The organism is Streptomyces sp. NPDC008079 (genome assembly GCF_042957385.1).
Lineage (GTDB): Bacteria > Actinomycetota > Actinomycetes > Streptomycetales > Streptomycetaceae > Actinacidiphila.
This window is the reverse complement of record NZ_JBIBIC010000002.1, coordinates 489,021-514,430: the sequence shown is the minus strand read 5'-3', so window position 1 is coordinate 514,430 and position 25,410 is coordinate 489,021. Positions and strand designations below refer to the sequence as shown.

22 protein-coding genes, 1 pseudogene and 1 riboswitch are annotated in these 25,410 nt (G+C 73.3%); of the genes and pseudogenes, 12 read left to right on the top strand and 11 right to left on the bottom strand.

Annotated features, from left to right (window positions below; genetic code table 11):
- Positions 1 to 83: 83 nt before the first annotated feature.
- The 5 genes from ACFZAM_RS09260 to ACFZAM_RS09240 all read left to right on the top strand — a co-directional run bounded on the left by ACFZAM_RS09260 (position 84) and on the right by ACFZAM_RS09240 (position 5,108).
- Positions 84 to 1,091 (top strand): DEDDh family exonuclease, encoded by a 1,008-nt coding sequence (locus ACFZAM_RS09260; RefSeq protein WP_391044202.1) that lies wholly within the window; start codon positions 84 to 86, stop codon positions 1,089 to 1,091.
- Between the two features lie 179 nt (positions 1,092 to 1,270).
- On the top strand, positions 1,271 to 1,516 hold the full coding sequence (locus tag ACFZAM_RS09255) for a hypothetical protein (RefSeq protein WP_188281880.1): 246 nt from the start codon (positions 1,271 to 1,273) through the stop codon (positions 1,514 to 1,516).
- Between the two features lie 97 nt (positions 1,517 to 1,613).
- On the top strand, positions 1,614 to 2,462 hold the full coding sequence (locus tag ACFZAM_RS09250; protein WP_355333702.1) for an SURF1 family protein: 849 nt from the start codon (positions 1,614 to 1,616) through the stop codon (positions 2,460 to 2,462).
- 91 nt (positions 2,463 to 2,553) lie between these two features.
- Positions 2,554 to 4,344 (top strand): glycoside hydrolase family 15 protein, encoded by a 1,791-nt coding sequence (locus ACFZAM_RS09245; protein ID WP_391044200.1) that lies wholly within the window; start codon positions 2,554 to 2,556, stop codon positions 4,342 to 4,344.
- A 2-nt stretch (positions 4,345 to 4,346) separates the two neighbouring features.
- On the top strand, positions 4,347 to 5,108 hold the full coding sequence (locus ACFZAM_RS09240) for an SDR family oxidoreductase (RefSeq protein WP_391044197.1): 762 nt from the start codon (positions 4,347 to 4,349) through the stop codon (positions 5,106 to 5,108).
- A gap of 66 nt (positions 5,109 to 5,174) precedes the next feature.
- Here the strand turns inward: ACFZAM_RS09240 and amaP are convergent, their stop codons facing one another.
- The 5 genes from amaP to ACFZAM_RS09215 form a co-directional block, all read right to left on the bottom strand.
- Positions 5,175 to 5,771: an alkaline shock response membrane anchor protein AmaP gene (gene amaP, locus ACFZAM_RS09235; protein WP_391044195.1), complete on the bottom strand. Its 597-nt coding sequence runs from the start codon at positions 5,769 to 5,771 to the stop codon at positions 5,175 to 5,177.
- Positions 5,772 to 5,779: 8 nt separating this feature from the next.
- Positions 5,780 to 6,496 (bottom strand): DUF6286 domain-containing protein, encoded by a 717-nt coding sequence (locus tag ACFZAM_RS09230; protein WP_391044293.1) that lies wholly within the window; start codon positions 6,494 to 6,496, stop codon positions 5,780 to 5,782.
- A gap of 251 nt (positions 6,497 to 6,747) precedes the next feature.
- Positions 6,748 to 7,119, bottom strand: coding sequence for an Asp23/Gls24 family envelope stress response protein (locus ACFZAM_RS09225; RefSeq protein WP_355333713.1), 372 nt, complete (start codon positions 7,117 to 7,119; stop codon positions 6,748 to 6,750).
- The gene (locus ACFZAM_RS09220; protein ID WP_188281874.1) at positions 7,119 to 7,319 is read right to left on the bottom strand and encodes a hypothetical protein; all 201 of its coding nucleotides are present in this window, start codon (positions 7,317 to 7,319) and stop codon (positions 7,119 to 7,121) included. Before ACFZAM_RS09220 ends, ACFZAM_RS09225 begins: the two co-directional genes overlap by 1 nt.
- 59 nt (positions 7,320 to 7,378) lie before the next feature.
- Entirely contained in the window at positions 7,379 to 7,876 is a 498-nt protein-coding gene (locus ACFZAM_RS09215; protein ID WP_355333717.1) for an Asp23/Gls24 family envelope stress response protein, read from the bottom strand.
- A gap of 140 nt (positions 7,877 to 8,016) precedes the next feature.
- Between ACFZAM_RS09215 and ACFZAM_RS09210 the strand changes: the two genes are divergently transcribed.
- Positions 8,017 to 8,784, top strand: coding sequence for a nucleopolyhedrovirus P10 family protein (locus ACFZAM_RS09210; protein WP_391044292.1), 768 nt, complete (start codon positions 8,017 to 8,019; stop codon positions 8,782 to 8,784).
- 41 nt (positions 8,785 to 8,825) lie between these two features.
- Here the strand turns inward: ACFZAM_RS09210 and ACFZAM_RS09205 are convergent, their stop codons facing one another.
- The 3 genes from ACFZAM_RS09205 to ACFZAM_RS09195 all read right to left on the bottom strand — a co-directional run bounded on the left by ACFZAM_RS09205 (position 8,826) and on the right by ACFZAM_RS09195 (position 11,949).
- Complete coding sequence (locus tag ACFZAM_RS09205; RefSeq protein WP_391044191.1) at positions 8,826 to 9,617, bottom strand: enoyl-CoA hydratase-related protein; 792 nt, start codon at positions 9,615 to 9,617, stop codon at positions 8,826 to 8,828.
- A gap of 91 nt (positions 9,618 to 9,708) precedes the next feature.
- On the bottom strand, positions 9,709 to 9,930 hold the full coding sequence (locus tag ACFZAM_RS09200) for a helix-turn-helix domain-containing protein (protein ID WP_188281871.1): 222 nt from the start codon (positions 9,928 to 9,930) through the stop codon (positions 9,709 to 9,711).
- A gap of 420 nt (positions 9,931 to 10,350) precedes the next feature.
- Complete coding sequence (locus ACFZAM_RS09195) at positions 10,351 to 11,949, bottom strand: ATP-binding cassette domain-containing protein (RefSeq protein ID WP_391044187.1); 1,599 nt, start codon at positions 11,947 to 11,949, stop codon at positions 10,351 to 10,353.
- A gap of 231 nt (positions 11,950 to 12,180) precedes the next feature.
- Between ACFZAM_RS09195 and ACFZAM_RS09190 the strand changes: the two genes are divergently transcribed.
- Entirely contained in the window at positions 12,181 to 13,074 is an 894-nt protein-coding gene (locus tag ACFZAM_RS09190; RefSeq protein ID WP_391044185.1) for a neutral zinc metallopeptidase, read from the top strand.
- Positions 13,075 to 13,141: 67 nt separating this feature from the next.
- Here ACFZAM_RS09190 and ACFZAM_RS09185 read toward each other — a convergent pair whose 3' ends face one another.
- From ACFZAM_RS09185 to ACFZAM_RS09175, 3 genes are all read right to left on the bottom strand, one after another.
- On the bottom strand, positions 13,142 to 14,521 hold the full coding sequence (locus tag ACFZAM_RS09185) for a hypothetical protein (RefSeq protein WP_391044183.1): 1,380 nt from the start codon (positions 14,519 to 14,521) through the stop codon (positions 13,142 to 13,144).
- A gap of 168 nt (positions 14,522 to 14,689) precedes the next feature.
- Positions 14,690 to 15,805: a prolyl oligopeptidase family serine peptidase gene (locus tag ACFZAM_RS09180; RefSeq protein ID WP_391044181.1), complete on the bottom strand. Its 1,116-nt coding sequence runs from the start codon at positions 15,803 to 15,805 to the stop codon at positions 14,690 to 14,692.
- Between the two features lie 230 nt (positions 15,806 to 16,035).
- The gene (locus tag ACFZAM_RS09175) at positions 16,036 to 16,698 is read right to left on the bottom strand and encodes a class II aldolase/adducin family protein (protein WP_391044179.1); all 663 of its coding nucleotides are present in this window, start codon (positions 16,696 to 16,698) and stop codon (positions 16,036 to 16,038) included.
- 196 nt (positions 16,699 to 16,894) lie between these two features.
- On the opposite strand from ACFZAM_RS09175, the gene ACFZAM_RS09170 reads away from it, so the two are divergent.
- The 5 genes and pseudogenes from ACFZAM_RS09170 (at position 16,895) to cobN (ending at position 25,357) form a co-directional block, all read left to right on the top strand.
- Positions 16,895 to 18,145 (top strand): inorganic phosphate transporter, encoded by a 1,251-nt coding sequence (locus ACFZAM_RS09170; protein WP_391044176.1) that lies wholly within the window; start codon positions 16,895 to 16,897, stop codon positions 18,143 to 18,145.
- A 54-nt stretch (positions 18,146 to 18,199) separates the two neighbouring features.
- Positions 18,200 to 18,469, top strand: a complete 270-nt coding sequence (locus ACFZAM_RS09165; protein WP_355333741.1) for a hypothetical protein — start codon at positions 18,200 to 18,202, stop codon at positions 18,467 to 18,469.
- 115 nt (positions 18,470 to 18,584) lie between these two features.
- A riboswitch (cobalamin riboswitch) is annotated at positions 18,585 to 18,714 on the top strand.
- 159 nt (positions 18,715 to 18,873) lie between these two features.
- A pseudogene (locus ACFZAM_RS09160) lies at positions 18,874 to 19,794 on the top strand (cobalamin biosynthesis protein); the annotation flags it as partial.
- A gap of 161 nt (positions 19,795 to 19,955) precedes the next feature.
- Positions 19,956 to 21,497 carry a cobyric acid synthase gene (locus ACFZAM_RS09155; protein WP_391044173.1) on the top strand — a complete coding sequence of 514 codons (1,542 nt, stop codon included), beginning with the start codon at positions 19,956 to 19,958 and terminating at the stop codon, positions 21,495 to 21,497.
- 182 nt (positions 21,498 to 21,679) lie between these two features.
- Positions 21,680 to 25,357: a cobaltochelatase subunit CobN gene (gene cobN / locus ACFZAM_RS09150; protein WP_391044170.1), complete on the top strand. Its 3,678-nt coding sequence runs from the start codon at positions 21,680 to 21,682 to the stop codon at positions 25,355 to 25,357.
- Positions 25,358 to 25,410: the final 53 nt, after the last annotated feature.

Genomic DNA, 25,410 nt, shown 5'->3' with positions numbered 1-25,410 from the left:
GGGCACCCGCCAGACCTTGTTACCGACAAGTAAGGAAAGCGGGTGGCGGTAGCTGTCAGTGGCGAGCCGTATTCTCTGTGACCATGCTCGACAACCTGGCCGCCCAGACACCGCCGCCGTCCCCGTGGCCTCCCGCCTATCCGGACGGTTACGCCGTGGTCGACGTCGAGACCACGGGGCTCGGCCGGGACGACCGGATAGTGTCCGCGGCGGTGTACCGGCTGGACGCCCGCGGCGAGGTGCAGGACCACTGGTATTCGCCCGTCAACCCGCTGCGCGACCCCGGCCCGGTGTGGATCCACGGACTCACCAGCGCGATGCTCGCCGACGCCCCGCTCTTCCCCGAGATCGCCGACCAGCTCGCCGAACGCCTCGCGGGGCGCGTCCTGGTGGCGCACAACGCGGTCTTCGACTGGTCGATGCTCGCCCGCGAGTACGCGCGCGCCCGGTCCGTCGCACCCGTCGAGCAGCGGCTGTGCACCATCGTCCTGGCCAAGGAGCTGCGGCTGCCCCTGGCCAACCACAAGCTGGAGTCGCTGGCCGCGCACTACGGGGTCGAGCAGCGGCGCGCCCACCACGCCCTCGACGACGCGCGCGTCCTGGCCGAGGCGTTCCGCCCGAGCCTGCACCTGGCCGCCGCGGCCGGTCTCCCCCTGCCGCTGCACACCTGCCGCCCGCTGACCGAGTGGGTCGACGGCTCCGACACGGTCCCCTCGCCGCGCCCCGGCGCCTCCTACGGGCCCGGCTCGTACCGCGCCACCGGCTGGCGCCCGGCCCGCAAACGGCCCGCGTGCCCGTATCCCAACCCCGGCCGCCTCGCTCCCGACGGGCCCCTGGTCCAGGGGATGCGGGTCGCCTTCTCCGGTGACACCGGCATCGACCGCGAGCTGCTGGAGGACCGCGCCACCGACGCCGGGCTCCACGTCGCCTCCAGCGTCAGCCGCCTCACCAGCCTGCTGGTCACGAACGACCCGGACTCCCCGACCTCGAAGGCCGTCAAGGCCCGGCAGTTCGCCACCCCGGTCATCGACGAGGCCCGCTTCACCGAACTCCTCAAGGCCGTCACCCCCGCGGCGGGCGTGCACGGCTAGGGCATCGGACCGGGCGGGCACGCCTAGCGGGCCGGGCGGACCGGGCGAGCGCGTCGAACGCGTCGAGCGGGCACGGTTAGCGCGTCGGGCGGGCCGGGCGGGGCTCCATCCAGGTGACTCTCGCGCGACGCGGGGCCTCCCGCGTTGCCCCGGCGCGCTCAGGGCAGCAGCCTGGGCACATGGCCCGATGCGAGGTTTGCGGAAACGACTACGTCATGAGCTTCGAGGTGCACGCCCAAGGCGCGGTGCACGTCTTCGACAGCTTCGAGTGCGCCATCCACCGTATGGCGCCGATCTGCGAGCACTGCCGGGTGCGGATCGTCGGCCACGGCGTGGAGGTGGACGGCCACTGGTACTGCGGCGGGCACTGCGCGAAGGCGGAGGGCGCGGCCGGGATCGTGGACAAGGTCGGCTCGATCGCCTGAGACCGGCCGGCCGCCCCGCACCCCGTCCGACCACGGCCGCCCCCGCCTGAGGCCCCCCTCCGGAAGCCCCGCCCCGACCGAGTTGTACCGTCGTGGGGTGTACCGCTTCCTCTGGTCCCGCCAATGGGTGATCCTCACCCTCCTCGGTCTGGTCATGATGCCCACCATGGTCAGACTGGGCTTCTGGCAGCTCCATCGGCACGAGCACCGGGTGGCGAACAACAAGATCATCGCGGCGAGCCTGAAGGCCGCCCCGGTCGAGGTCGAGTCGGTGACACATCCGGGTGCCGTGCTGCCGAAGACCGATCTGTACAAGTCGGTGACGGCGACCGGGCACTTCGACACGGCGCACGAGGTGGTGGCCCGGCACCGGACGGCGGGCAACGACGGCTCGGACGACACGTCGGGCGGCGGCCAGGAGGTCGGCTACCACGTGATCACCCCGCTGGTGCTGGCCGACGGCCGCGCGGTGCTGGTGAACCGGGGCTGGATCTCGCCGGGCAACGACCCGACCGCGTTCCCGAAGATCACGCCGCCGCCGTCCGGCGAAGTGACGGTCACCGGGCGGCTGCGCCCCGACGAGACGACGTCGTCGACGGGCATCCGCAACCGCTCGGGCCTGCCGGACCGGCAGATCATGCTGATCAGCAGCACCGTGGACGCGAAGTACATGCCGCAGACGCTGCTTTCGGGCTACATGGAGCTGGTGTCCATCACGCCGAAGCCGGGTCCGCACCAGCCCGCGCTCATCCCCGAGCCCGACCACAGCAGCATCGGCCCGCACATGGCGTACGCGATCCAGTGGTGGCTGTTCACGGGCATGGTGCCGGTCGGCTGGGTGGTGCTGCTGCGCCGCGAGCGCGCCGAACGGCTCGCGGCCCGCGAGAAGCAGGACAATCCGGAGAGCCCGCAGGAACCCGAGGGCAGCGTTCCGGTAGCGGTCTGACGCCCCGCCCCCGCACGCTACGGAGACGAGGGCCCGGCGCACACCGTGTCCGGGCGAGGCGAGGACCACCGGAAGGCGGCGAGGCGGCACCGTGCCAGGACGTATCGAGGATTACGCGCTCATCGGCGATCTCCAGACCGCCGCGCTGGTGGGCAGGGACGGTTCCATCGACTGGCTGTGCCTGCCCCGCTTCGACTCGGCCGCCTGCTTCGCCGCGCTGCTCGGCGACGAGGGCAACGGCCGCTGGCTGCTGGCGCCGACGGGCGCGCGGACGTGTTCGCACCGCTCGTACCGGGGCGACACGCTGGTGCTCGACACCTTCTGGGAGACCCCGACCGGGACCGTCAAGGTCACCGACTTCATGCCGCAGCGCGACCGGGCGCCCGATGTGATCAGGATCGTCGAGGGCGTGTCGGGCCAGGTCGACATGCGGGCCGAGCTGACGCTGCGGTTCGACTACGGCGCGGTCGTGCCGTGGATGCGGCGCGCCGACGGGCACCGGGTGGCCGTCGCGGGCCCCGACTCGGTCTGGCTGCGCAGCGACCCGCCGGTCCGGGCGTACGGCAGGGACATGCGCACGTACTCCGACTTCACCGTCGCCGAGGGCGACCGGGTCGCGTTCATACTGACCTGGCACCCCTCGCACGAGAAGCGCCCGCGCCGGTTCGACCCGTACGAGGCGCTGGACCACAGCCTGGCCGACTGGGACGAGTGGTCGGCCCGCTGCCGTTACGAGGGGCCGTGGCGGTCGGCCGTGGTGCGGTCGCTGATCACGCTCAAGGCGCTGACGTACGCGCCCACCGGTGGCATCGCCGCCGCCGCGACCACGTCGCTGCCCGAGGAGATCGGCGGGGTCCGCAACTGGGACTACCGCTACTGCTGGCTGCGTGACGCGGCGCTGACCCTCAACGCCCTGGTGGAGGGCGGCTATCTCCAGGAGGCGGGCGCCTGGCGCGACTGGCTGCTGCGCGCGGTGGCGGGCAACCCGGCCGACCTCCAGATCATGTACGGCATCGGCGGCGAGCGGCGGCTGACGGAGTACGAGGTGCCGTGGCTGCGCGGCTACGAGGGCTCGGCGCCGGTCCGGATCGGCAACGCCGCCGCGGGACAGCTCCAACTCGACGTGTACGGCGAGGTGTTGGACTCGCTGTTCCTGGCACGGGCGGCCGGGATGCGCGACGAGCCGCACGCCTGGAATCTGCAACGCGCCCTGATGGACTTCCTGGAGTCCGCGTGGCACCAGCCGGACGAGGGCATCTGGGAAGTCCGCGGCCCGCGCCGCCACTTCGTGCACTCCAAGGTGATGGCCTGGGTCGCCGCCGACCGCGCGGTGCGGACCGTGGAGGCGCTGCCGCGGCTCAAGGGCGATGTGGGGCTGTGGCGTTCGATGCGCGCCCAGGTGCACGCGGAGGTCTGCGAGAAGGGCTACGACGCGCGGCGCAACACCTTCACGCAGTCCTACGGCTCCGAGGAGCTGGACGCGGCGACGCTGCTCATCCCGCAGGTGGGATTCCTGCCGCCCACCGACCGCCGCGTGATCGGCACGGTGGAGGCGGTCCGCCGCGAACTGGACCTGGGCGGCTTCGTCCGCCGCTACACCCCGGACGCGGTCGGCGTGGACGGGCTGCCCGGCTCCGAAGGGGCCTTCCTGGCCTGCTCGTTCTGGCTCGCGGACGCGCTGTACGCGATCGGCCGCCAGGACGAGGCGACCGAGCTGTTCGAGCGGCTGCTGACGTTGCGCAACGACGTCGGGCTGCTCGCCGAGGAGTGGGACCCGGTCGCCGGGCGGCTGCTGGGCAACTTCCCGCAGGCGTTCAGCCACGTCGGACTCGTCAACACCGCGCTCGCCCTGTCGGGCGTGCCTGCCATAAGGGACTGCTGACCATGGATCTCGGACTCGACGGACGGGTGTACGTCCTCACCGGCGCCAGCCGCGGCCTGGGCTTCGCCACGGCCCGCGAACTGGTCGCCGACGGCGCGAAGGTGGTGGTCTCCGGGCGCACGGCGGAGGCGGTGGCCGCCGCGGCCGGGCAACTGGGCGGCCAGGACACGGCGTTGGGCGTCGCCGCCGACAACTCCGCCCCGGATACGGCGCAGCGGCTGCTGACGGCGGCCCGCGAGCGCTTCGGCCGGGTCGACGGGGTGCTGATCAGCGTCGGCGGACCGCCGGCCGGCGCCGCCGCCGACAGCACCGACGAGCAGTGGCTGCGGTCCTTCGAGACGGTGTTCCTGGGCGCGGTGCGGCTGGCCCGCGCCGCCGCGGCCGAGTTGTCGGACGGCGGTGTCATCGGCTTCGTGCTCTCCGGTTCGGTCCGCGAGCCGATCCCCGGCCTCGCCATGTCGAACGGTCTGCGGCCGGGCCTCGCGGGCTTCGCCAAGACCCTTGCCGCCGAGCTGGGGCCGCGCGGCATCCGGGTGGTCGGCCTGCTGCCGTCGCGGATCGACACCGACCGGGTACGGGAGCTGGACGCGCTCGGCGGCGACGAGGCGGCGGCCAGGGCCAGGGCGAGCGCGACGATCCCGCTGCGGCGCTACGGCACGCCCGAGGAGTTCGGCCGGGCCGCGGCCTTCCTGCTCTCGCCCGCCGCGTCGTATCTGACCGGTGTGCTGCTGCCGGTGGACGGCGGCGCCCAGCGCGCCCTGTGACGGGACGCGAAGAGCCCCCACCGACGGCTCGGTGGGGGCTCCGCGAGAGCGGGGCGGGCGGCCGGGTCAGCTGACCCGCGCCGCGCGGTGCCTGACCGCGCGCAGCCGCGCCTCGGCGGGCAGCTTGTCCAGACCGGCCGACGTACGGGCGCGGTGGAGCACCGCGCTGTCGAGACCGGCGACGACCTCGTCCGGGGTGGCGTCGGCCGCCAGGCCCAGCACTATCCGGGCGACCGGTGCGCCGCGCTTGCCGCGCAGCGCCGCTCTGGCCCACTCCACGCCGTCGTACGCCTCGGTCTCCGAGGTCAGCACGTTCTCCACGGCCCGGCCGCGCAGCAGCGCGCCCTGTCCGTCGCCGCTGTCGACCCGGAGCTGGCGCAGCCGCCGGGTGTGGGCCTGGGCGAGCAGCCACCACAGGGCGGCGAGCACGAGCACGCCGAGCACGGCGATGACCACCGGCCACCACCAGCCGTCGGAGCGGTAGCGGGTCCTGTCGTGCGCGGTGAGCAGCACGTCCTTGGGGCCGGTGAAGGGCCACCAGTGCGGCATCGTGAAATTCCACCGGCGTTGCAGGTCGAGGCCGCCGAGCAGCACGGACAGGCCCACGACCAGCAGGACGAGTCCGGTCAGCGCGAGCAGGACCCGGTTCAGTACGGTACGCATCCGCCCGGTCACCCCTTCTTCTCTGCGCGCTGGACATGGACGTGGAGCTGCGGCGGTTTGGCGAGGCCGAGCTGGCGTACGGCGTTGCCAAGCGCGGTCGTCAGGTCCGTGCGCACCGCGTCGAGTTCGCGGAAGTGCGAGGAGCCGTGCGCCGTGATCCGGCGGCGGCCGACCTTGACCCGTACCCAGCGGATGCCCGGTACCTCCATCGCCCGGTCGCGCAGCACCAGTTCGGCCGCGTGCCGGTCGAGTCCGGCGCGGACGCCGTTCTCGCCGCGCCGGGTCATCGGCAGCAGTCCGCGCTCGCCCGGTGTGAGGGCGAGCAGGATCAGCCAGAGGCCGAGCACGGCGGCCACGGCGGCGCCGACGATCACCCAGACGTTGTCCAGGTGGCGGGTGGCCAGCTCGTCGGCGAGCCGGGTCCGCCAGGCCATCGCGCGCCGGTCGGCGCGGACGGCGGCGATGTCGTACAGGAAGAGACCGGCGATCCCGAGGAGCACCGCGGCGGTGATCGCCGCGGGCACCCGGCGTCCGGCCCAGAACCGGCGCGCCTTGACCGGGGTCTGATCCGCGGTCAGGGCGTACGGCTCAAGGGTGCGGGTGGCGGGGTCCGTGAGCGTGTCGCCTCCGGCGAGGACGCCGGGGGTACCGCCCGCGGGGGACGATCCCGGACCGGACGCCGGACCGTACCCCGCGCCCGGCCCCTGCTCGGCCGCCGCGCCCACCGCGTATCCGGACTCCGAGCCGTGTTCGGCGCCGCCGTCGTCCCCTTCGGAAGCCTGCCCGTAAGCCTGCCCGTAAGCCTGCTCGGAGCCGTACTCGGAGGCCCCGTATTCCTGGTCCTGAGCGTGTTCCGAGCCGTGCTCGGGAGTCCGCCGGGAGCGGTCGTCGTCGGGACCCTGCTCGGGGCCCCGCCGCTCCCCCTGCCCCGGCTCAGCGCCGGCGTTCGGCTTCTTCCAGGGACTCTCGCTGTCGCTCACTGGACCCTTCCCTCGTCCTTGCGGCGGTCGGCGGCCGAGTGCAACCGCTCCACCTCGACCGCGACCTCGGGAACCGACATGCCGGTCAACGCCTCGACGCGGGACGTGACATGGCTGCGCACCGAGCCGCACACCGAGCCGATGTCGGTGGGGTAGCCCAGTTCAAGGGTGAGCCGCAGCCGCGCGCTGTCCTTGCGGACCGAGACCGAGGCGTGCGGGGAGTGGTCCTTCGGCACCAGTGCGGCGCCCGGCGCGTCCGTCAGGACCTCGCCGGCCGCCTGGGCGGCGATCTTCGCGACCACCCGGTCCGCGATCCGCAGTGCCCCGCGGTCGGCCGCGGGCAGCGGTGCGGGGACGGCTGTCCCCATCAGCGCCGCCGGTCGCGGTCGCGGCCACGGTCACGCGAGCGGAAGAACTCCCCAGGTTCCAGATCGCCGTCGAGGAATTTGCCCGCCACGAAACCGACCGCGCCGAGCGCCGCCACCAGCAGAAAAGCACCGAACCCGCCGAAATACCCGGCGAATCCGAGCGCCATTCCGACGGCCAGGCCGATCACCGCCATGCTCATCGTCCGCACTCCGTCCCATTGGTCGTGTTGACCATCTCCGTCTGCACTGGCTTGGACCCTTACTGGACCCGTTGCTCACGCTCGTCGTCGTCATCTTCGTCGGGAAGTTTCACGTCGCCCACGGCGACGTTGACCTCGACGACCTCGAGACCGGTCATCCGCTCCACGGCGTTGACCACGTTCTCCCGTACGGCGCGGGCCACTTCGACGATCGACACGCCGTATTCGACGACGATGTCCAGGTCGAGCGCGGTCTGCACCTCGCCGACCTCGGCCTTCACGCCGCGCGACACCGACTTGGTGCCGCCGGGCACGCGGTCGCGGACCGCGCCGAAGGTGCGCGACAGGCCGGTGCCCATCGCGTGCACGCCGACCACGTCACGGGCGGCGAGTCCGGCGATCTTCTCCACCACGCCGTCGGCGATCGTCGTGCGTCCGCGCGTGGCCGGGTCGCCGAGCGCTTTGCGCCCGCCCGCGCTGCCCTTGTCCAGGGTCCTGCCCTCGGCCGCTGACGAGCCCTCGGGCTCCGGCCGGTCGTACTGTGCGGTGTCCGTCATCGCGAGTCGTCCCTTCGTATGGGCTGCTCCGTGCCCCACACTATGTGCGCATGCCCCCGCGCGCTGCGGGGAACCGGCGAGAGGGCTGTTCCGACCCCCCAAGAGAGTGGTCGGCCTGCGGAAGGCGATATCTGGTGACCATGGACCGACTGGCCCGGACCGTACGGGAGCAGGTCGCGCTGGGCCGCCTGCTCCCGCTCGGCACCCCCGACGACAACGCCTGGATGACCGAGCGCGCGGCCGTACGCGCGCTGCGGTGGACGACCGCGGGGCTGTCCGGGGTACGGCTGGGCGGGGTGTCCCTGGCGCTGGCGGAAAGCGGGGGCGAGGCGCCGGAGTCCGGTCCGGTGGGCGCGCTGCCGCACCTGCCGGTACGGATCGAGGCGTCGTTCGAGGCGACCGCCGACGAGCCGCTGCCGCAGGCCGCCGACCGGCTGCGCGACGTGCTGTGGACGACCGCGCGCGACGGGCTCGGCATCGCCGTGACGGAGGTTGACCTCCAGGTCACGGGGTTGCTGGACGGTGACGACGCGCCCGTGAGCGAGCTGGCGGGCGCCGAGGACGCGGAGCCGGACGGCGACGAGGCTCCCGTACCGCTCGACCCCAGTGGCCTCGCGGAAGCCGTGGCAACCGCGGCGCTGACCGTGCCCGGTGTCGTACGGCTGAGCAGGCGGCCGGTCGGCCTCGGCTCCGGTGTGCGGATCCAGGACACGGCGGCGGATTCGGCCGGGGATTCGGCGGGCTCCGACGAGGCGCCGGGCCGCCGCGTCCAGGTGCAGATCGCGGTGTCGCCGGGCCACCGGCCGCTGGAGGTGGCCCGGTCGGTGGCCGCCGCCGTCGCGGTCGCGGCGGCCGAGGGCGCGCCCGGTCCGGTGCGTACCGCCATCGTGGTGACGGACGCGGGCTGATCCCTCCCGCGCCCCGTGAGACGTCCGGCGCGGACGGGCGGCTACTCGCCCACGCCCGCCAGATCGCGCAGGCGGCGGCCCTGGGCGGCGCGTTCGGCCGCGTACTGCTCCTTCTCGGTATGGGAGGCGGCGCCGCGCAGCAGGCCCTTGGTCTCGACGACCGCGTCGCGCGGCGGCGCGAGCAGGGCGCCGACCAGGTCGGTGACGGCGGCGTCGAGTTCGGCGGCGGGCACGACGAGGTTGGCCAGGCCGGTGCGCTCGGCCTCGTCGGCGTGCACGAAGCGGCCGGTGGCGCAGATCTCCAGGGCGCGGCCGTATCCGACCAGTTCGACCAGCGGCTTGGTGCCGGTGAGGTCGGGGACCAGGCCGAGACCGGTCTCGCGCATGGCGAACTGCACGTCGTCCGCGCAGACGCGCAGATCGCAGGCGAGGGCGAGCTGGAAGCCCGCGCCGATGGCGTGGCCCTGGACCGCGGCGACCGTGATCACATCGGTCCGCCGCCACCAGGTGAAGGCGTCCTGGTACGTGGCGATGGCAGCGTCGAGTCCGGCCTCCGAGCCACGCGCGAGGTCGAGGAACGACGGCTCACCGTCGAAGCCCTCGGGCGTGAACGCCTGGCGGTCGAGGCCCGCGGAGAAGGACACGCCCTCACCGCGCAGCACGACGACGCGTACCTGTCCCGGCAGCAACTGGCCCGCCTCGGTCAGGGCACGCCACAGGGCGGGCGACTGAGCGTTGCGCTTGGCCGGATTGCACAGGGTGATGTGCGCGACGGAGTCGTCGACGGCTAGCCGGACTCCGTCACGTTCGAGCAGGATCTTGGCGTCGGGCACTGGGCACCTCCGAGCGGACCGGACTGGATTACCGAAGAGTAACCAACCGGACCCGCCGGACCGCCCCCGGCCCTTGATACTCGCGGAGCCCTCAGGCCGTGGCGGCCTTCTTGCCCCGTGTGGCACCGCCGCGACCGCGCAGGGTCACGCCGGACTCGCTGAGCATCCGGTGCACGAATCCATAGGAGCGGCCGGTCTCTTCGGCCAGCGCCCGGATGCTCGCACCGGAGTCGTACTTCTTCTTCAGGTCTGCCGCGAGCTTCTCGCGCGCGGCGCCGGTCACCCGGCTGCCCTTCTTCAGAGTCTCGGCCACCCGTGCCTCCTCCAGGGAAGTGCGCTATGGACTCTCATGATCACCCCTAAGGGCGTTCCTGGCCACCCATTCGACAAGGTCCATCACGGGACATTCACCGGAGGAATGCCTGGATACGCCGGTGCGAAGGGGCCGGGAGCGGCTTTTCCGGGGCGGCAATTCCGTACGGAGAAGGGTGTGCGGGCAATAGCGGCAGGTCAGCCGTGGTCGGTAAGGAGTTCTCCGACGTCACACCACTGATCACGGCGGCGGTCGCCCGTACCGCGCCCCGTGGGCGCGCGGTACGAGCCGGACTCACGCAGATGAAGGATGATCAGTGGGCCGAATGATCGAATCGACATGATCACTTCGTGCGGGTGCGGGCCTCTGAGCCGCCCCGCGCCCCGCGCGGGGCGGCGCCCGGCCGGGCGCCGCCGGGGCTCAGGCCAGCGAGACCAGGTCCTTGTAGTCCTGGCCCCACAGGTCCTCCACGCCGTCCGGCAGCAGGATGATCCGCTCCGGCTGGAGCGCGTCCACGGCGCCCTCGTCGTGGGTGACCAGGACGACCGCGCCGGTGAAGGTGTGCAGCGCGCCCAGGATCTCCTCGCGGCTGGCGGGGTCGAGGTTGTTGGTGGGCTCGTCGAGCAGCAGCACATTGGCGCTGGAGACGACGAGCGAGGCGAGCGCGAGCCGGGTCTTCTCGCCGCCGGAGAGCACCCCGGCGGGCTTGTCGACGTCGTCGCCGGAGAAGAGGAACGAGCCGAGGATCTTGCGGATCTCCACCAGATCGGTGTCGGGCGCGGCCGACCGCATGTTCTCCAGCACGGTGCGGTCCGGGTCGAGCGTCTCGTGCTCCTGCGCGTAGTAGCCGAGCTTGAGGCCGTGTCCGGGCGTCACCTGGCCGGTGTCGGCCTGCTCGACACCGGCGAGCAGGCGCAGCAGCGTGGTCTTGCCCGCGCCGTTCAGACCGAGGATGACGACCCGCGAGCCGCGGTCGATCGCGAGGTCGACGTCGGTGAAGATCTCCAGCGACCCGTACGACTTGGACAGGCCCTCGGCCATCAGCGGGGTCTTGCCGCACGGGGCGGGGTCGGGGAAGCGCAGCTTGGCGACCTTGTCGGAGGCGCGTACCGCCTCCAGGCCGGACAGCAGCTTCTCCGCGCGGCGCGCCATGTTCTGCGCGGCGACCGTCTTGGTGGCCTTGGCACGCATCTTGTCGGCCTGTGAATTCAGGGCGGCGGCTTTCTTCTCCGCGTTGGCCCGCTCGCGCTTACGGCGCTTCTCGTCGGCCTCGCGCTGTTGCTGGTAGAGCTTCCAGCCCATGTTGTACACATCGATTTGCGACCGGTTGGCGTCCAGGTAGAAGACCTTGTTCACCACGGTCTCGATGAGGGTGGCATCGTGCGAGATCACGATGAATCCACCGCGGTACGTCTTCAGGTAGTCGCGCAGCCAGGCGATGGAGTCGGCGTCGAGGTGGTTGGTGGGCTCGTCCAGGAGCAGGGTGTCGGCGTCCGAGAAGAGGATCCTGGCCAGTTCGACGCGGCGGCGCTGGCCGCCGGAGAGGGTGTGGAGCTGCTGCCCGAGGATGCGGTCGGGCAGTCCGAGCGCGGCGGCGATGGTGGCGGCCTCGGCCTCGGCGGCGTATCCGCCCTTGGTGAGGAATTCCGTCTCCAGACGCGAGTACTTCTTCATCGCGTTCTCGCGGGTGGCGCCCTTTCCGGTGGCCATCCGCTCCTCGTTCTCCCGCATCTTGCGCAGGACGGTGTCGAGGTCGCGGGCGGACAGGATGCGGTCGCTGGCGAGGGTGTCGAGGTCCCCGGTGCGCGGGTCCTGCGGGAGATAGCCGACCTCGCCGCTGCGGGTGACGGTGCCTGCGGCGGGCTGGCCCTCCCCCGCGAGCACCTTGGTCAGGGTGGTCTTGCCCGCTCCGTTGCGGCCGACCAGGCCGATGCGGTCGCCCTTGGCGACGCGGAAGGAGGCGGACTCGATGAGGATGCGGGCGCCGGCGCGCAGCTCAAGGCCGGTGGCAGTGATCACGGGAAAAGCTCCAGGACAGGACGGACGACGGAAACGGGCGCGAGGTCGTACGCCGTGGCTAATCGAGGAATAGAACTGCCATGGGGCTCAGTCTACCGGCGGCCGGCAAACGGTTTACCGCGCCGGGGGGCGCGGGCGTCGCGGGGCCGAGTGCCCCCGCCCCCGGTCAGGGGCGCGCCGGTACCCGGCCACCGGTGCGCCGAAGTGGGGCACATCACACATAATCGGCACATGCGGTTCGACGACGACACTCCGCTCGACACCTCGCAGGTCCAGGACCGGCGGGGCGGTTCGGGCGGCGGCCCCGGCGGGAAGCTGGTGGGCGGCGGAATCGCCGGGCTGCTCGCGGTCGTGATCGGCCTGGTGCTGGGCATCAGCCCCGACCAACTCGGCCTCAGCGGCGGCTCCGACACCGTCTCGGACACGCGCGCGGCCGGCGCCGGTCTGGCGCGGAGCTGTTCGACCGGGCGGGACGCCAACGCGCAGGAGCAGTGCCGGATCGTGGCCGTGGTCAACAGCGTGCAGGCGTACTGGACCGCCGAGTTCAGCCGCCGCGGCGCCGCGTACCGGACCGCGCCGACGGTGTTCTTCGACGCTCCGGTGAGCACCGGCTGCGGTCCGGCCGACCCGCGGACCGGGCCGTTCTACTGCCCCGCGGACCGCAAGGTCTATATCGACTTGAATTTCTTCCAGACGTTGCAGACCCAATTCGGCGCCAAAGGCGGGCCGTTCGCAGAAAGCTATGTCGTCGCGCACGAATACGGCCACCATGTGCAGAATCTGACGGGTGTTCTGAGCGCGGCCCAGGACGGCCGCAGCGGGGCCGACAGCGCGTCCGTACGCGTGGAGTTGCAGGCCGACTGCTATGCCGGGCTGTGGGCGAAGAACGCCACCAGGACCCTCAATCCGGCCACCGGCACCTCGTTGATCACGGCGGTGACGCCCGACGACATCGCGCGCGGTCTCGACGCGGCGGCGGCCGTCGGCGACGACACGATCCAGTCGCGGGCGCAGGGGCGGGTGACGCCGGACGCCTGGACGCACGGGTCCGCGGCGCAGCGTCAGCAGTGGTTCACCACCGGGCTGAGGACCGGGGACCTGGCGGCCTGCGACACCTTCGGCTGAGGACCGGCGGGCGGTACGGGTCCCCGCGCGCTGTACGGCGCGGGGGTCGCGTACCGCTCGCGGCGGCTCAGGTCTCGCCGGTGTGGACCTGGAAGGCGGCCCTGCGCATCGCCTTGGCCAGGGCGGGGTCCGGGTGCGCGGCGGCGAGCGCCACGAGCACCTGGACGGTCCTGGGGTGGCCGACATTGCGGACCTCTTCGAGCAGCCCGGGCACCGAGCCCTGGACGGCGGTCTCCAGGTGGCTGACGAGCAGGTGGTCCTCGCCGTGGTCGGCGACGGCCGCGGCCGTGTCGATCCACAGCCAGGTGGCCTCCTCGCGGGTCAGCAGGCCGGTCGCGGTGTCCGGGTCGCCGCCGTCCAACTCCGCCAGCCACAGCACCGCGTAGGGGCGCAGCGTCGGCTCCTCGACCACGCCGCGGACGGCCGGCTCCGCGGGGTCGCCGACCACGCGCAGCGCCTCGAAGGCGAGGCCGCGCAGCAGGGCGTCGTCGCCGCGCGCGGTGTCCAGCAACTCGCCGACGGCCAGCGCGACCGGGCGGGCGGCCAGCCAGGCGCGGTACTCGGCGCGGGCCGGACCCGGCGAGAGGCGGGCGCTGGCCCGCAGCATGGTCTCGGCGGACTGCTCCATGTGTCCCGCGGGGCCCTGCGCGGCCACGCAGATCTGCTCCAGCTTGACCCACACCGCCCAGGAACCGATCGCGGTGAGCGTGACCTCGTCGGGGCGCTTGGGGTCGCGGGGGCGCAGCGCGCCGACCCGGGCGACGGCGTCCAGCGTCCAGTCGAGCAGCGCGGGCAGCGGGTCGGGGGCGTCGCCCGCGCCGTCGGCGGGCGGTTCGTGCCGCTCGGCGCGCAGCTCCGCGACGCGCTGCCGCAGCAGGTCGAGCAGGGTGTCGATCGGCACCGGCTCGTTGGACAGGTGCAGGAAGGACAGCAACTGCGGTGCGGCCTCGATGACTTCGGCGACCAGCGCCGGATCGGGACCGGCCTGCGGGCCCGGCAGGAAGGGGTGGGCCAGCGACCAGGCGTCGAAGAGCGCGACCCAGCCGCGCAGCACGGCGGTGTCGTCGGTGTCCCAGGCCCGCAGCCGCCAGCCGGGCCGTGCGGTGCCGCCGTGCAGTTCGATCAGCCCCGACAGCCGCGCCCGGTCCCATGCGGTACGGATCTGGGGCCGGGTCAGGTCGAGCGCCGCTGCGGCCTGCGCGGCGGCGTCGTCGGGCAGTATGCCGGTCGGTCCCGCGGTGCCGGGGCCGGTGCCGGCCCAGCGCGCGAGCCGTGCGGCGTCGGCCAGTTCGGCGCGGGCCAGCCGGGCGAGCTGCGGCAGCGGCGGCGTGCCCTCGGGCGGCCGCGGGGGTCTGGACCGGCGCGTCGTTGCGGTCCGGCGGGCGGCGGTGAGCGGCCGTCGGGGGACAAGGCGGAGCGGAGTGTCTCGCGGGCTACGGGACGTCACTGGAGAAGTCTCTCCGGTGAGCGCCCATAATCCCAAACGGAACCCGGCCCGATGATCTACAAGGGTGCCCCGGGGGCGCTCTTCCGGGCCCCTTCGGGCGCGCGTTATCGCAGCTCAGCGGGGGTTTCCGGGGCGGCTCTCACCCTGATGGGGCGGTCTTGACACCGGTCACATCAGTGGTGTGAGGAATCGCCGCAACGTCTCCTCGTAGTCCGCCGGGTTGACGTTCCACATCGCCGCGTGCGGCGCGTCGGGCACGGTGTGGAGGGTCACCAAGTCGGCTCGGAGGGCCGCGAGTTCGCGGGAGGCGGCCCACGGGGCGAGGGTGTCGCCCGGTCCGTGCACGAGCAGGGTGGGGACGGTCAGCCGCGCCGGGTCCGCCGCGGCGGCGACCGGCTCGGGGAGCAGGCCGGTACGGCCCTCGGCGGCGCGGACGGCGAGCGGCATCAGCGCGTCGGGGACGCCGTTGGACTCGGCGGCGGCGCGGACGGTGGCCTCCCAGTCGAGCACCGGCGAGTCCAGCACCAGGCCGCTGACCCGGTCGCGTACCGGGGACCCGGCCAGCGCGTGCAGGGCCATCGTGGCGCCGGTGGACCAGCCGAAGAGCACCAGCCGCTGGGCGCCGTACTCGACCGCGTACCGCATCGCCGCGTCGAGGTCGCGCCATTCGGTGGCGCCGAGGTGGCCGATGCCGTCGGGGGACGCGGGGGCGCCGGGGTCGTTGCGGTAGGCGAGCAGGAGCTGCGGGAGGCCGTGGGCGTGCAGGGCGGTCGCCACGTTCAGCGGGTGCTCGCGGGTGGCGCCGAGGCCGTGCACCGCGATCACCCAGGTGTCGCGGGCGCCGGGCACGAACCAGGCGGGCAGCGGGCCGAGTTCGCCGCGCAGCAGGACCTCGGTGTGGTCCAGGCCGAGGGCGCTGCCGGGGTCGCCCGCGCACGCCTGCGGGGTCAGCCGGACCCGGGCGCCGGGGGTGAGGGCGCCGCGCTGGACGCTCAGCAGCCGCCGGGTCACCGAGTACGGGGTCAGGTCGAGCACGTCGCCGACGGCGGCGTGCAGATCGTCGCCGGTCAGGCCCCAGACGCCGGGGCGGGCCGAGGACAGGGTGCGGGTGAGCACCACCTGGTCCGCGGTCACGCTGTGCAGCGTCACGTCGCCCTCGGGCACCGGGCCTCTGAGCGACGGCCTCAGGGCGAAGCGGGATCCGTACCGGCCGACCGCCAGCGCGGCCGTTCCGGCACCCAGCACGGTGGTGGCTGCCATGGCCACCGCGGTTCGGGTACGCATCTCTTCCAGTGTGAGCGCGTCGGCCGAAAGCGGCCAGGCGACGGCGGCGGCCGGGTGACGTACGGGCGAGGGACGGCGGCCGGGTGACGTGCGGGGGCCGGGTGACGTACGGGCGAGTGGCGTACGGGGGCGGACGGCGGGTGCGGGGCGGCCGGGCGCGGTGGGCGCGGGGAGAAGCGTGTGTGGAGAAGCGTGTGTGGAGACGGTGGAGAAGCGGCGGCCCGAGTCGTCTAGTCGGCGGGCTCCGGCGCGCCCTGCCCGTAGCCGCGCAGCTTTTCCGCGACTTTGGCCAGCTCGCGGCCGGGGAGCGTACGGGGCTCGTGGCCGTTGGCCGATCCGGCCAGCAGCCAGACGCGGCACATCCACTCCAGCTGGGCGGTGTTGTCGTACGCCTTGTCGAGGGTGTCGGCGTACACGAGGGTGCCGTGGTTGCGCATCAGGCAGCCGGTGCGGTCGCGGAGCGCCTTGAGGACTGCGGCGGCCAGCCTCTCACTGCCGTAGGTGGCGTAGTCCGCGACCCTGACCTGGCCGCCGAGGGCCGCCGCCATGTAGTGGATGACGGGCAGCTTGTCGACGAGGGTGGAGACGGCGGTGGCGTGCGCGGCGTGGGTGTGCACGATCGCGCGGGCGTCGGTGGCGCGGTAGACGGCCAGGTGCATGGGCAGTTCGCTGGTCGGCCGCAGCTCCCCCATGAGGCGGCGGTCCGTGAGATCCACCACTACGGCGTCCGCCGGGCCGAGCCGGTCGTAGGGGACGCCGGTCGGGGTGACCAGCACGAGATCGCCGACGCGGGCCGAGACATTGCCCGAGGTGCCGACCACCAGCCCGTCGGCGACCGTGCGCCGGGCGGTGTCCACCACGTCCGACCAAGCCTTCTCCAAGGAGTCCTGCACACGGGCATTATCACCGCCCGGCCCCCGACGGGCGCGGATCGCCTCCCCGAGGGGTCCGATCGGCCGGATCGGCTTGATACTGACTGAGGCCGCCCGACCGCTCCGGCACCACAAAGCCGCCGTCAGTTCATCTTCCGTTCATCCGCTCTCCGTACGGTCGCCTCGCCACTGTCCGATCAAACGAATGCCTGGGTACATGGAACACATCACGCTCCTGATCGGAATCGTGATCGTCACCGCACTCGTGTTCGACTTCACGAACGGTTTCCACGACACCGCCAACGCGATGGCCACCACCATCTCGACCGGCGCACTCAAGCCAAAGACGGCGGTGGCCATGTCCGCCGTGCTCAACCTCGTCGGCGCCTTCCTCTCGGTGGAGGTCGCCAAGACCATCTCCGGCGGCATCATCGACGAGTCCTCCGGCATCAGACCGGAAGTGATCTTCGCCGGGCTCGTCGGCGCGATCGTCTGGAATCTGCTCACCTGGCTGGCCGGGCTCCCGTCCAGTTCCTCGCACGCCCTGTTCGGCGGCCTCGTCGGCGCCACCCTCGTCTCGGTCGGCACCCACGGTGTGCACGGCGAGGCGGTCGTCATGAAGGTGCTCATCCCGGCCGTCGCCGCGCCGATCGTGGCCGGTCTCGCCGCCACGCTCGCCACCCGGCTCACCTACCGGATCGGCCGCCACGCCGACCCCGAGGCCACCTCCAAGGGCTACCGGGCGGGCCAGATCGCCTCCGCGGGCCTGGTCTCGCTCGCGCACGGCACGAACGACGCGCAGAAGACGATGGGCGTCATCACGCTGGCGCTGATCACCGGCGGCGTCGTCGCCCCGCACGCCGACCCGCCGCTGTGGGTCATCGTCTCGGCGGGCAGCGCCATCGCGCTCGGTACGTACATCGGCGGCTGGCGGATCATCCGCACGATGGGCAAGGGCATCACCGACATCCAGCCGCAGCAGGGCTTCGCCGCCCAGACCGGCGCCGCGGCCACCATCCTCGCCTCCTCGCACCTCGGCTTCGCGCTGTCCACCACGCAGGTCTGCTCCGGCTCCGTGATGGGCGCGGGCCTCGGCCGCAAGGGCGCGGTGGTCCGCTGGAGCACCGCGGGCCGCATGGTCGCCGCGTGGGGGCTCACGCTGCCCGCCGCCGGACTGGTCGCGGCCGGCGCCGCGCTGCTGGCCGACGAGGGCACCTGGGGCGTCACCGCCGTGGCGGTCCTCGGCCTGGCCGTGTGCGCGGTCATCCGTACGGCGTCGCGCCGCAAGCCGGTCACGCACGCCAACGTCAACGACCTGGACGGCGACCCGGCCGCAGGTCCGGACGCGGCGGCCGAGCCGCAGGGCGCGGTCACCGCGGCCATCGCGGCCGTCATCCCGCCGCCCGCCGGGCCCGTCGCGCCCGGCGCCCCCTCCGACACCGTTCCCGGCGCACCCGCCACGGCCTGACCTGCCCCTCCCCCGCGCCTCCCCGCTCTACCTCAAGGACCCAGGGACCCCCTCATGAGCATCGACTGGCACGCGCTCGGCACGGTCTTCGGCGTCACCCTCGTGGCGACCGTGGGCCTGGTCGGCCTGTTCACCCTCGGCATCGTCGGCCTCACCAAGCACGGCTCCGCTCCGGCGTCCGACTCCGGCTCCGGCTCCCCCGCCGCATCCGGGTCCGGCTCCGTTTCGCACGGGGGCGCCCTGCTCGCCCGGACCGGCGGCTACGCCTGCTTCGCCGTATGCGCCGCGGCGGTCTCGTACGGCATCTATCTGATCGTGGCCTGAACTCACGGGTTTCGGCGGCGGATGTGGACCTCGCCACACTCCGTCTTCCCAGGTCAACGGTGAGTTGACCTGCCTGCGCGCACGTGGTGGACTGCGGAGGCCATGCGGCGGCAGGAGAGGAAGTCCGGTGCGAATCCGGCGCGGTCCCGCCACTGTCACCGGGGAGTGCACTCCCAACCCGTACGTCACGGCCGGAAATCCGGTTGGAAGGCCGGGAGTGCGTAGATCCGGGAGCCAGGAGACTCTCACCGCCGGTCACGTCGAACCAGGGCGCGGACCCTGAGTGAGGACCTCTGCCATGCCCGGCTGCGCTCGACTCGTCACGGACCACCGCACGCAGGTGCGCACAAGTACGCCACCCTGTCCGGCACTTCACCTGGACGGCGTGGACGCGGGCTGAACCGGTGCGTGCCGATCGCGTGTTCGCGTACGGCGCCGCACTCGGCTTTCTCGGCGATCTCGTCGCGGGCGACCCGCGTCGCGGCCATCCGGTCGCGGTGTTCGGGCGCGCGGCGGGCGCGTTGGAGCGCCGGATGTGGCGTGACGACCGGGGCAGTGGGGCGGCGTACGCCGTGCTGTGCGCCGGGGGTGCGGTGGGTGCCGCCGCGCTGGCCGACCGGGCCGTACGGTCCTCCGTCGCGCTTCGCGTCGCGCTGACCGCCGCCGCCACCTGGTCGGTGCTGGGCGGGACGTCACTGGCCCGTGAGGCGCGGGCCGTCGCCGCCGCGCTCGACGCCGGGGACATCGAGGCGGCGCGCGCCCGGCTGCCGCACCTGTGCGGACGCGACCCGCAGGCTCTGGACGCGGCGGGCATCGCGCGCGCCGTGGTCGAGTCGGTCGCGGAGAACACCTCGGACGCGGTCGTCGGGGCCCTGGTGTGGGGCGCGTGGGGCGGGGTGCCGGGGCTGGTCGGCTTCCGCGCCGTCAACACGCTCGACGCGATGGTCGGTCACCGGTCGCCGCGCCACCTGAGATTCGGCTGGGCCGCCGCGCGGCTGGACGACGTCGTCGGCTACCCCGGCGCCCGCCTCACCGCCGCGCTCGCCGTCCTCGCCGGGCCCTCGCCGCGTACCGCCCTGCGCGTCTGGCGCCGGGACGCCGCCGCGCACCCCAGCCCCAACGCGGGACCCGTGGAAGCCGCCTTCGCCGGCGCCCTGCGCCTGCGTCTCGGCGGCACCCTCTCCTACGCGGGCCGCACCGAACACCGCGCCGTCCTGGGCGCCGAACACCCGGCCCCTGCCCCGGCCGACATCGCGCGGGCCGTCCGGCTGTCGCGGCGGGTCTCGGCCGCCGCGGCGGCGCTCTGCGTCCTGACGGCGGCGATACGGGACGGCTCGGCGCCGGGCCACGGCCGACCGGGGGAACGGCCCTTCGGGGGACGTGCCGTCGGCGTAGGGGTACGTCCGCCGCGGCGGCGGAACGCACGAGGGTGGAGTCCGACGGTGTCGCGCCGGGCGCGGCCTTTCTCCGGCGCCGGGGGGACCTCGTGACGGCCCTCGGGGGCGGCCTGTTGGTCGCCGGGACGACCTCGGACGCGGGCAAGTCCGTGGTGACGGCGGGGATCTGCCGGTGGCTGGTACGACAGGGCATACGCGTGGCCCCCTTCAAGGGGCAGAACATGTCGCTGAACTCGTTCGTGACGCGGGAGGGCGCCGAGATCGGCCGGGCACAGGCGATGCAGGCGCAGGCCGCCCGCGTGGAGCCGTCGGCGCTGATGAATCCGGTGCTGCTCAAGCCGGGCGGCGACCGCAGCAGCCAGGTCGTGGTGCTGGGCAAGGCCGTGGGCGAACTGAGCGCGCGCGGCTACCACGGCGGACGGCAGGCCGATCTGCTGGGCACGGTCACCGGCTGCCTCGAAGAGCTGCGCGGCCGGTACGACGCGGTGATCTGCGAGGGCGCGGGCAGCCCGGCCGAGATCAATCTGCGCAGGACCGACATCGTGAACATGGGCGTGGCCCGCGCGGCCGGACTGCCGGTGGTCGTGGTCGGCGACATCGACCGCGGCGGCGTCTTCGCGTCCTTCTTCGGGACGACGGCGCTGCTCGCGCCCGAGGACCAGGCGCTGGTCGCGGGCTATCTGGTCAACAAATTCCGCGGTGACGTCTCGCTGCTCCGGCCGGGTCTGGACATGCTGCACAAGCTGACCGGCCGGCCGACGCTCGGCGTGCTGCCGTTCGCCCACGGCCTGGGCATCGACGAGGAGGACGGGCTGGGGGTCCCCCGGGGCGGAGTTCGGGGGAGCGTGTCGCCGCGCGCCGCCCATGAATCGGTGGTCGCGCCGCCGCACGGCGCGGAGTTGCTGCGGGTCGCGGTGGCCGCCGTACCGCTGATGTCGAACTTCACGGACGTGGACGCGCTCGCGGCGGAGCCGGGGGTGGTGGTGCGGTTCGTGGACCGGGCCGAGGAGTTGGCCGACGCCGACCTCGTGGTGCTGCCGGGCACGCGCGGCACCGTGCGGGCGCTGGAGTGGCTGCGTGAGCGCGGCCTGGCCGACGCCGTCGTACGGCGGGCCGCCGAGGGGCGTCCGGTGCTGGGTGTCTGCGGCGGTTTCCAGATGCTGGCCGACCGCATCGAGGACGACGTCGAGTCGCGGGCGGGCTCCGTCCCCGGTCTTGGCCTGCTGCCGGTCCGGGTGCGCTTCGCCGCCGCGAAGACGCTGGCCAGGCCGGTCGGGACGGCGTACGGGGAGCGCGTCGAGGGCTATGAGATCCACCACGGGGTGGCCGAAGTCCTGGGCGGTGACGAGGAGTTCCTCGACGGCTGCCGGGTCGGCGCGGTGTGGGGCACGCACTGGCACGGCTCGTTGGAGAGCGACGGTTTCCGCCGGGCGTTCCTGCGCCGGGTGGCCGCCGCCGCCGGACGGCGCTTCGTCCCGGCGCCCGACACGTCCTTCGGGGCGCTGCGCGAGGCGCAGTTGGACCGGCTGGGCGATCTGATCGAGGAGCACGCGGACACCGGCGCGCTGCTGCGGCTGATCGAGCAGGGGCCGCCGCCCGACCTGCCGTTCGTGCCACCGGGCGCGCCGTGAAGGGCAACCGGGACGACGGCCGGGGCAACAGCCGGGACGACGGCCAGGACAACAGCCGGAGCAACGGCAGGAACGACGGCCGGGGCGGCACCCGTAAGGACTTCTCCGGGGCGGCCGGCCGGCCGCAGACCCACCCGTTCCCCCGCCGGGGAACGGGACGTGACGATGACGATGGGGCACACGTGAGCACCGTTCTGCTGCTGTCCACCGCCGACACCGACCTGTTGGCGGCCCGCGCCGCCGACTCGTCCGCCGTCTCCTACCGGATCGGCAACCCCTCCCGCGTCGATCCGGCGGCCGAACTGCCCGCGCTGCTGGACGGCGTGGACATCGCGGTGGTCCGGCTGCTCGGCGGCCGACGGGTCTGGGAGGAGGGGCTCGCGGCGCTCGCGGCCTCCGGGGTGCCGACGGTGCTGCTGGGCGGCGAGTCGGTGCCGGACGCGGAGCTGATGGCGCTGTCGTCGGTCCCCGCGGGTGTCGTCGCGGAGGCGCTGCGCTATCTGGTCGAGGGCGGCCCGGAGAATCTGACGGAGCTGGCCCGCTTCCTGTCCGACACGGTGCTGATGAGCGGCGAGGGCTTCGAGGCGCCGCGCCGGATGCCCGAGTACGGCGTGCACGGCGCGTACGCGTACGACGAGGCGCTGCCTACCGTCGCCGTCCTCTTCTACCGGGCGCACGAACTGTCGGGGAACACCGCGTTCGTGGACACGCTGTGCGCGGCGGTCGAGGCGAAGGGCGCCAACGCCCTTCCGGTGTACTGCGGTTCGCTGCGCAGCGCCGACGAGGGGCTGTACGCGCTGCTCGGGCGGGCCGACGCGATCGTGGCGACCGTGCTGGCGGCGGGCGGCACCGTCGCGTCCGAGGCGACGGCGGGCGGGGACGACGAGGCGTGGGACATCGGCGCGTTGGCGGACCTGGACGTGCCGGTGCTCCAGGGCCTGTGCCTGACCTCGTCGCGCGAGGCGTGGCTGGGGTCGGACGCGGCGCTGACGCCGATGGACGCGGCGATGCAGGTGGCGATACCCGAATTCGACGGGCGGCTGATCACCGTGCCGTTCTCGTTCAAGGAGACCGGCGAGGGCGACGTGCCGGTCTACGCGGCCGATCCGGAGCGGGCGGCGCGGGTCGCCGGTATCGCGGTCCGGCACGCGGCGCTGAAGTACAAGGCGAACGCCGACAAGCGGCTCGCGCTGGTCTTCACCGCCTACCCGACCAAGCACTCCCGGGTCGGCAACGCGGTCGGCCTCGACACCCCCGCCTCCGCCGTACGGCTGCTGGACGCGCTGCGCGAGGCGGGATACGTGACCGGTGAATACCCTTCCGGGGGCGACGAGTTGATCCACCGGCTGATCGCGGCTGGCGGTCACGACGTGGAGTGGCTGACGGAGGATCAGCTCTCGGCGGCGCCCGCGCGCGTGCCGCTGGCCGACTACGAGAAGTGGTTCGCGACGCTCGACGCCGACCTGCGGGCCGGGATGCTGGAGCACTGGGGCGAGCCGCCGGGCTCCCTCTACCTCGACGGCGACGACATCGTGCTGGCGTCCCTGCGGTTCGGCAATGTCGTCATCATGATCCAGCCGCCGCGCGGCTTCGGCGAGAACCCGATCGCGATCTACCACGACCCCGACATGCCGCCGTCCCACCACTACATGGCCGCGTACCGCTGGCTGGAGACGGCGACCGCCGAGGGCGGTTTCGGCGCCGACGCGATCGTGCACCTGGGCAAGCACGGCACGATGGAGTGGCTGCCCGGCAAGGGCCTCGGGCTGTCGGCGGGCTGCGCGCCGGACGCCGTCCTCGGCGAACTCCCCCTGGTCTACCCCTTCATCGTCAACGACCCCGGCGAGGGCACCCAGGCCAAGCGGCGCGGCCACGCCACCGTCGTGGACCACCTCGTGCCGCCGATGGCCCGCGCCGACACGTACGGCGACCTGGCGAAGCTGGAGCAACTCCTCGACGAGTACGCCCTGGTGAACGATCTCGACCCGGCCAAGGCCCCGGCGGTCCGCAGCCAGATCTGGACCCTGGTGCGCGCCGCCGAACTCCACCACGACCTGCACGTGGACGAGCAGCCGGAGGAGGACGACTTCAACGACTTCGTGCTGCATGTCGACGGCTGGCTCTGCGAGATCAAGGACGTGCAGATCAGGGACGGTCTGCACATCCTGGGCGGCGGCCCGGTCGGCGAGGCCAGGACCAATCTGGTCCTCGCCGTGCTGCGCTCCGCGCAGGTGTGGGGCGGGGTCGGCGGCGCGCTGCCGGGGCTGCGGGCCGCGCTCGCGCTCTCCTTCGGCCTGGTGGAGAAGACGCTGCTCGCCGAGCCCGGCGCCCGCGTGGAGCTGCCGTCCGCGCTCACCTCGCTCGCGGCCGGCCCCGCGCGGACCGCCTCCGACGCCGTCGACCTGCTGGAGCAGCTCGCGCGGCGGCTCGCGGAGGCGATGGAGGCCGCCGCCTGGCACCGTGACGCCGCCGCCGGGGTGGTCGCGCAGGTGCTGGGCGACCACGAAGTGCCGGACGCGGTACGGGTGTTGGAATTCGCCGCCCGCGAGGTCGCGCCGCGCCTGGCCCGTACGACCGACGAGATCGACCACATCCTGCGGGCGCTGCGCGGCGGTTACGTACCGGCCGGGCCTTCCGGGTCGCCGACCCGCGGCCTGGTCAACGTCCTGCCGACCGGCCGCAATTTCTACTCCGTCGACCCCAAGGCCATTCCGTCCAGGCTCGCTTGGGACGTCGGCACGGCGCTCGCCGACTCGCTGCTGGCCCGGCACCTCGCCGACACCGGCGCGTATCCGCAGTCCGTGGGCCTCACCGTGTGGGGCACGTCGTGCATGCGCACCCAGGGCGACGACATCGCCGAGATCCTGGCGCTGCTCGGCTGCCGTCCGCTGTGGGACGACGCGTCCCGGCGGGTCACCGGCTTCGAGGTCGTCGGCGCGGAGGAGTTGGGGCGGCCCCGGATCGACGTCACCGTCCGCATCTCCGGCTTCTTCCGCGACGCCTTTCCGCACGTCGTCGCCCTCGTGGACGACGCGGTGCGGGCTGTCGCGGAGTTGGACGAGCCCGCCGACGTCAACTACGTACGCGCCCACGCCGACGAGGACTTCGCCGAGCACGGGGACCGGCGGCGCGCCACCGCCCGCATCTTCGGCTCCAAGCCCGGTGCCTACGGGGCCGGGCTGCTGCCGCTGATCGACGCCCGCAACTGGCGTTCCGACGCCGACCTCGCCGAGGTCTACGCCGTCTGGGGCGGTTACGCCTACGGCCGCGGTCTCGACGGGCGGGCCGCCCGCGGTGACATGGAGGCCGCCTTCCGCCGTATCCAGGTCGCCGCCAAGAACGTCGACACCCGTGAGCACGACCTTGTCGACGCCGACGACTACTTCCAGTACCACGGGGGCATGGTCGCCATGGTCCGCCATCTGACCGGCGACTCCCCGCGGGCCTATGTCGGCGACTCCGCCCTCACGGACCAGGTCCGCACGCGGACCCTCGGTGAGGAGACGCACCGGGTGTTCCGGGCGCGGGTCGTCAATCCCCGCTGGATGGCCGCGATGCGGCGGCACGGGTACAAGGGGGCTTTCGAGATGGCGGCGACCGTCGATTATCTCTTCGGGTACGACGCCACGGCGGGGGTGGTGGACGACTGGATGTACGAGAAGCTCGCCACCGAGTATGTCTTCGACGCGGAGAACCAGGAATTCATGCGGAAGTCCAATCCCTGGGCTCTGCGGGGGATTTCGGAGCGGCTGCTCGAAGCGGCCGAGCGGGGGCTGTGGTCCGCCCCCGACCCCGAGACCCTGGAGCGCCTGCGCTCCACCTATCTCGACCTCGAGGGTGACCTGGAGGGCGACGCGTGACCCCCACCGCCACCGCCACGCCTGCGGCGGGCCTTCTCCCCCACCCCGCCCCT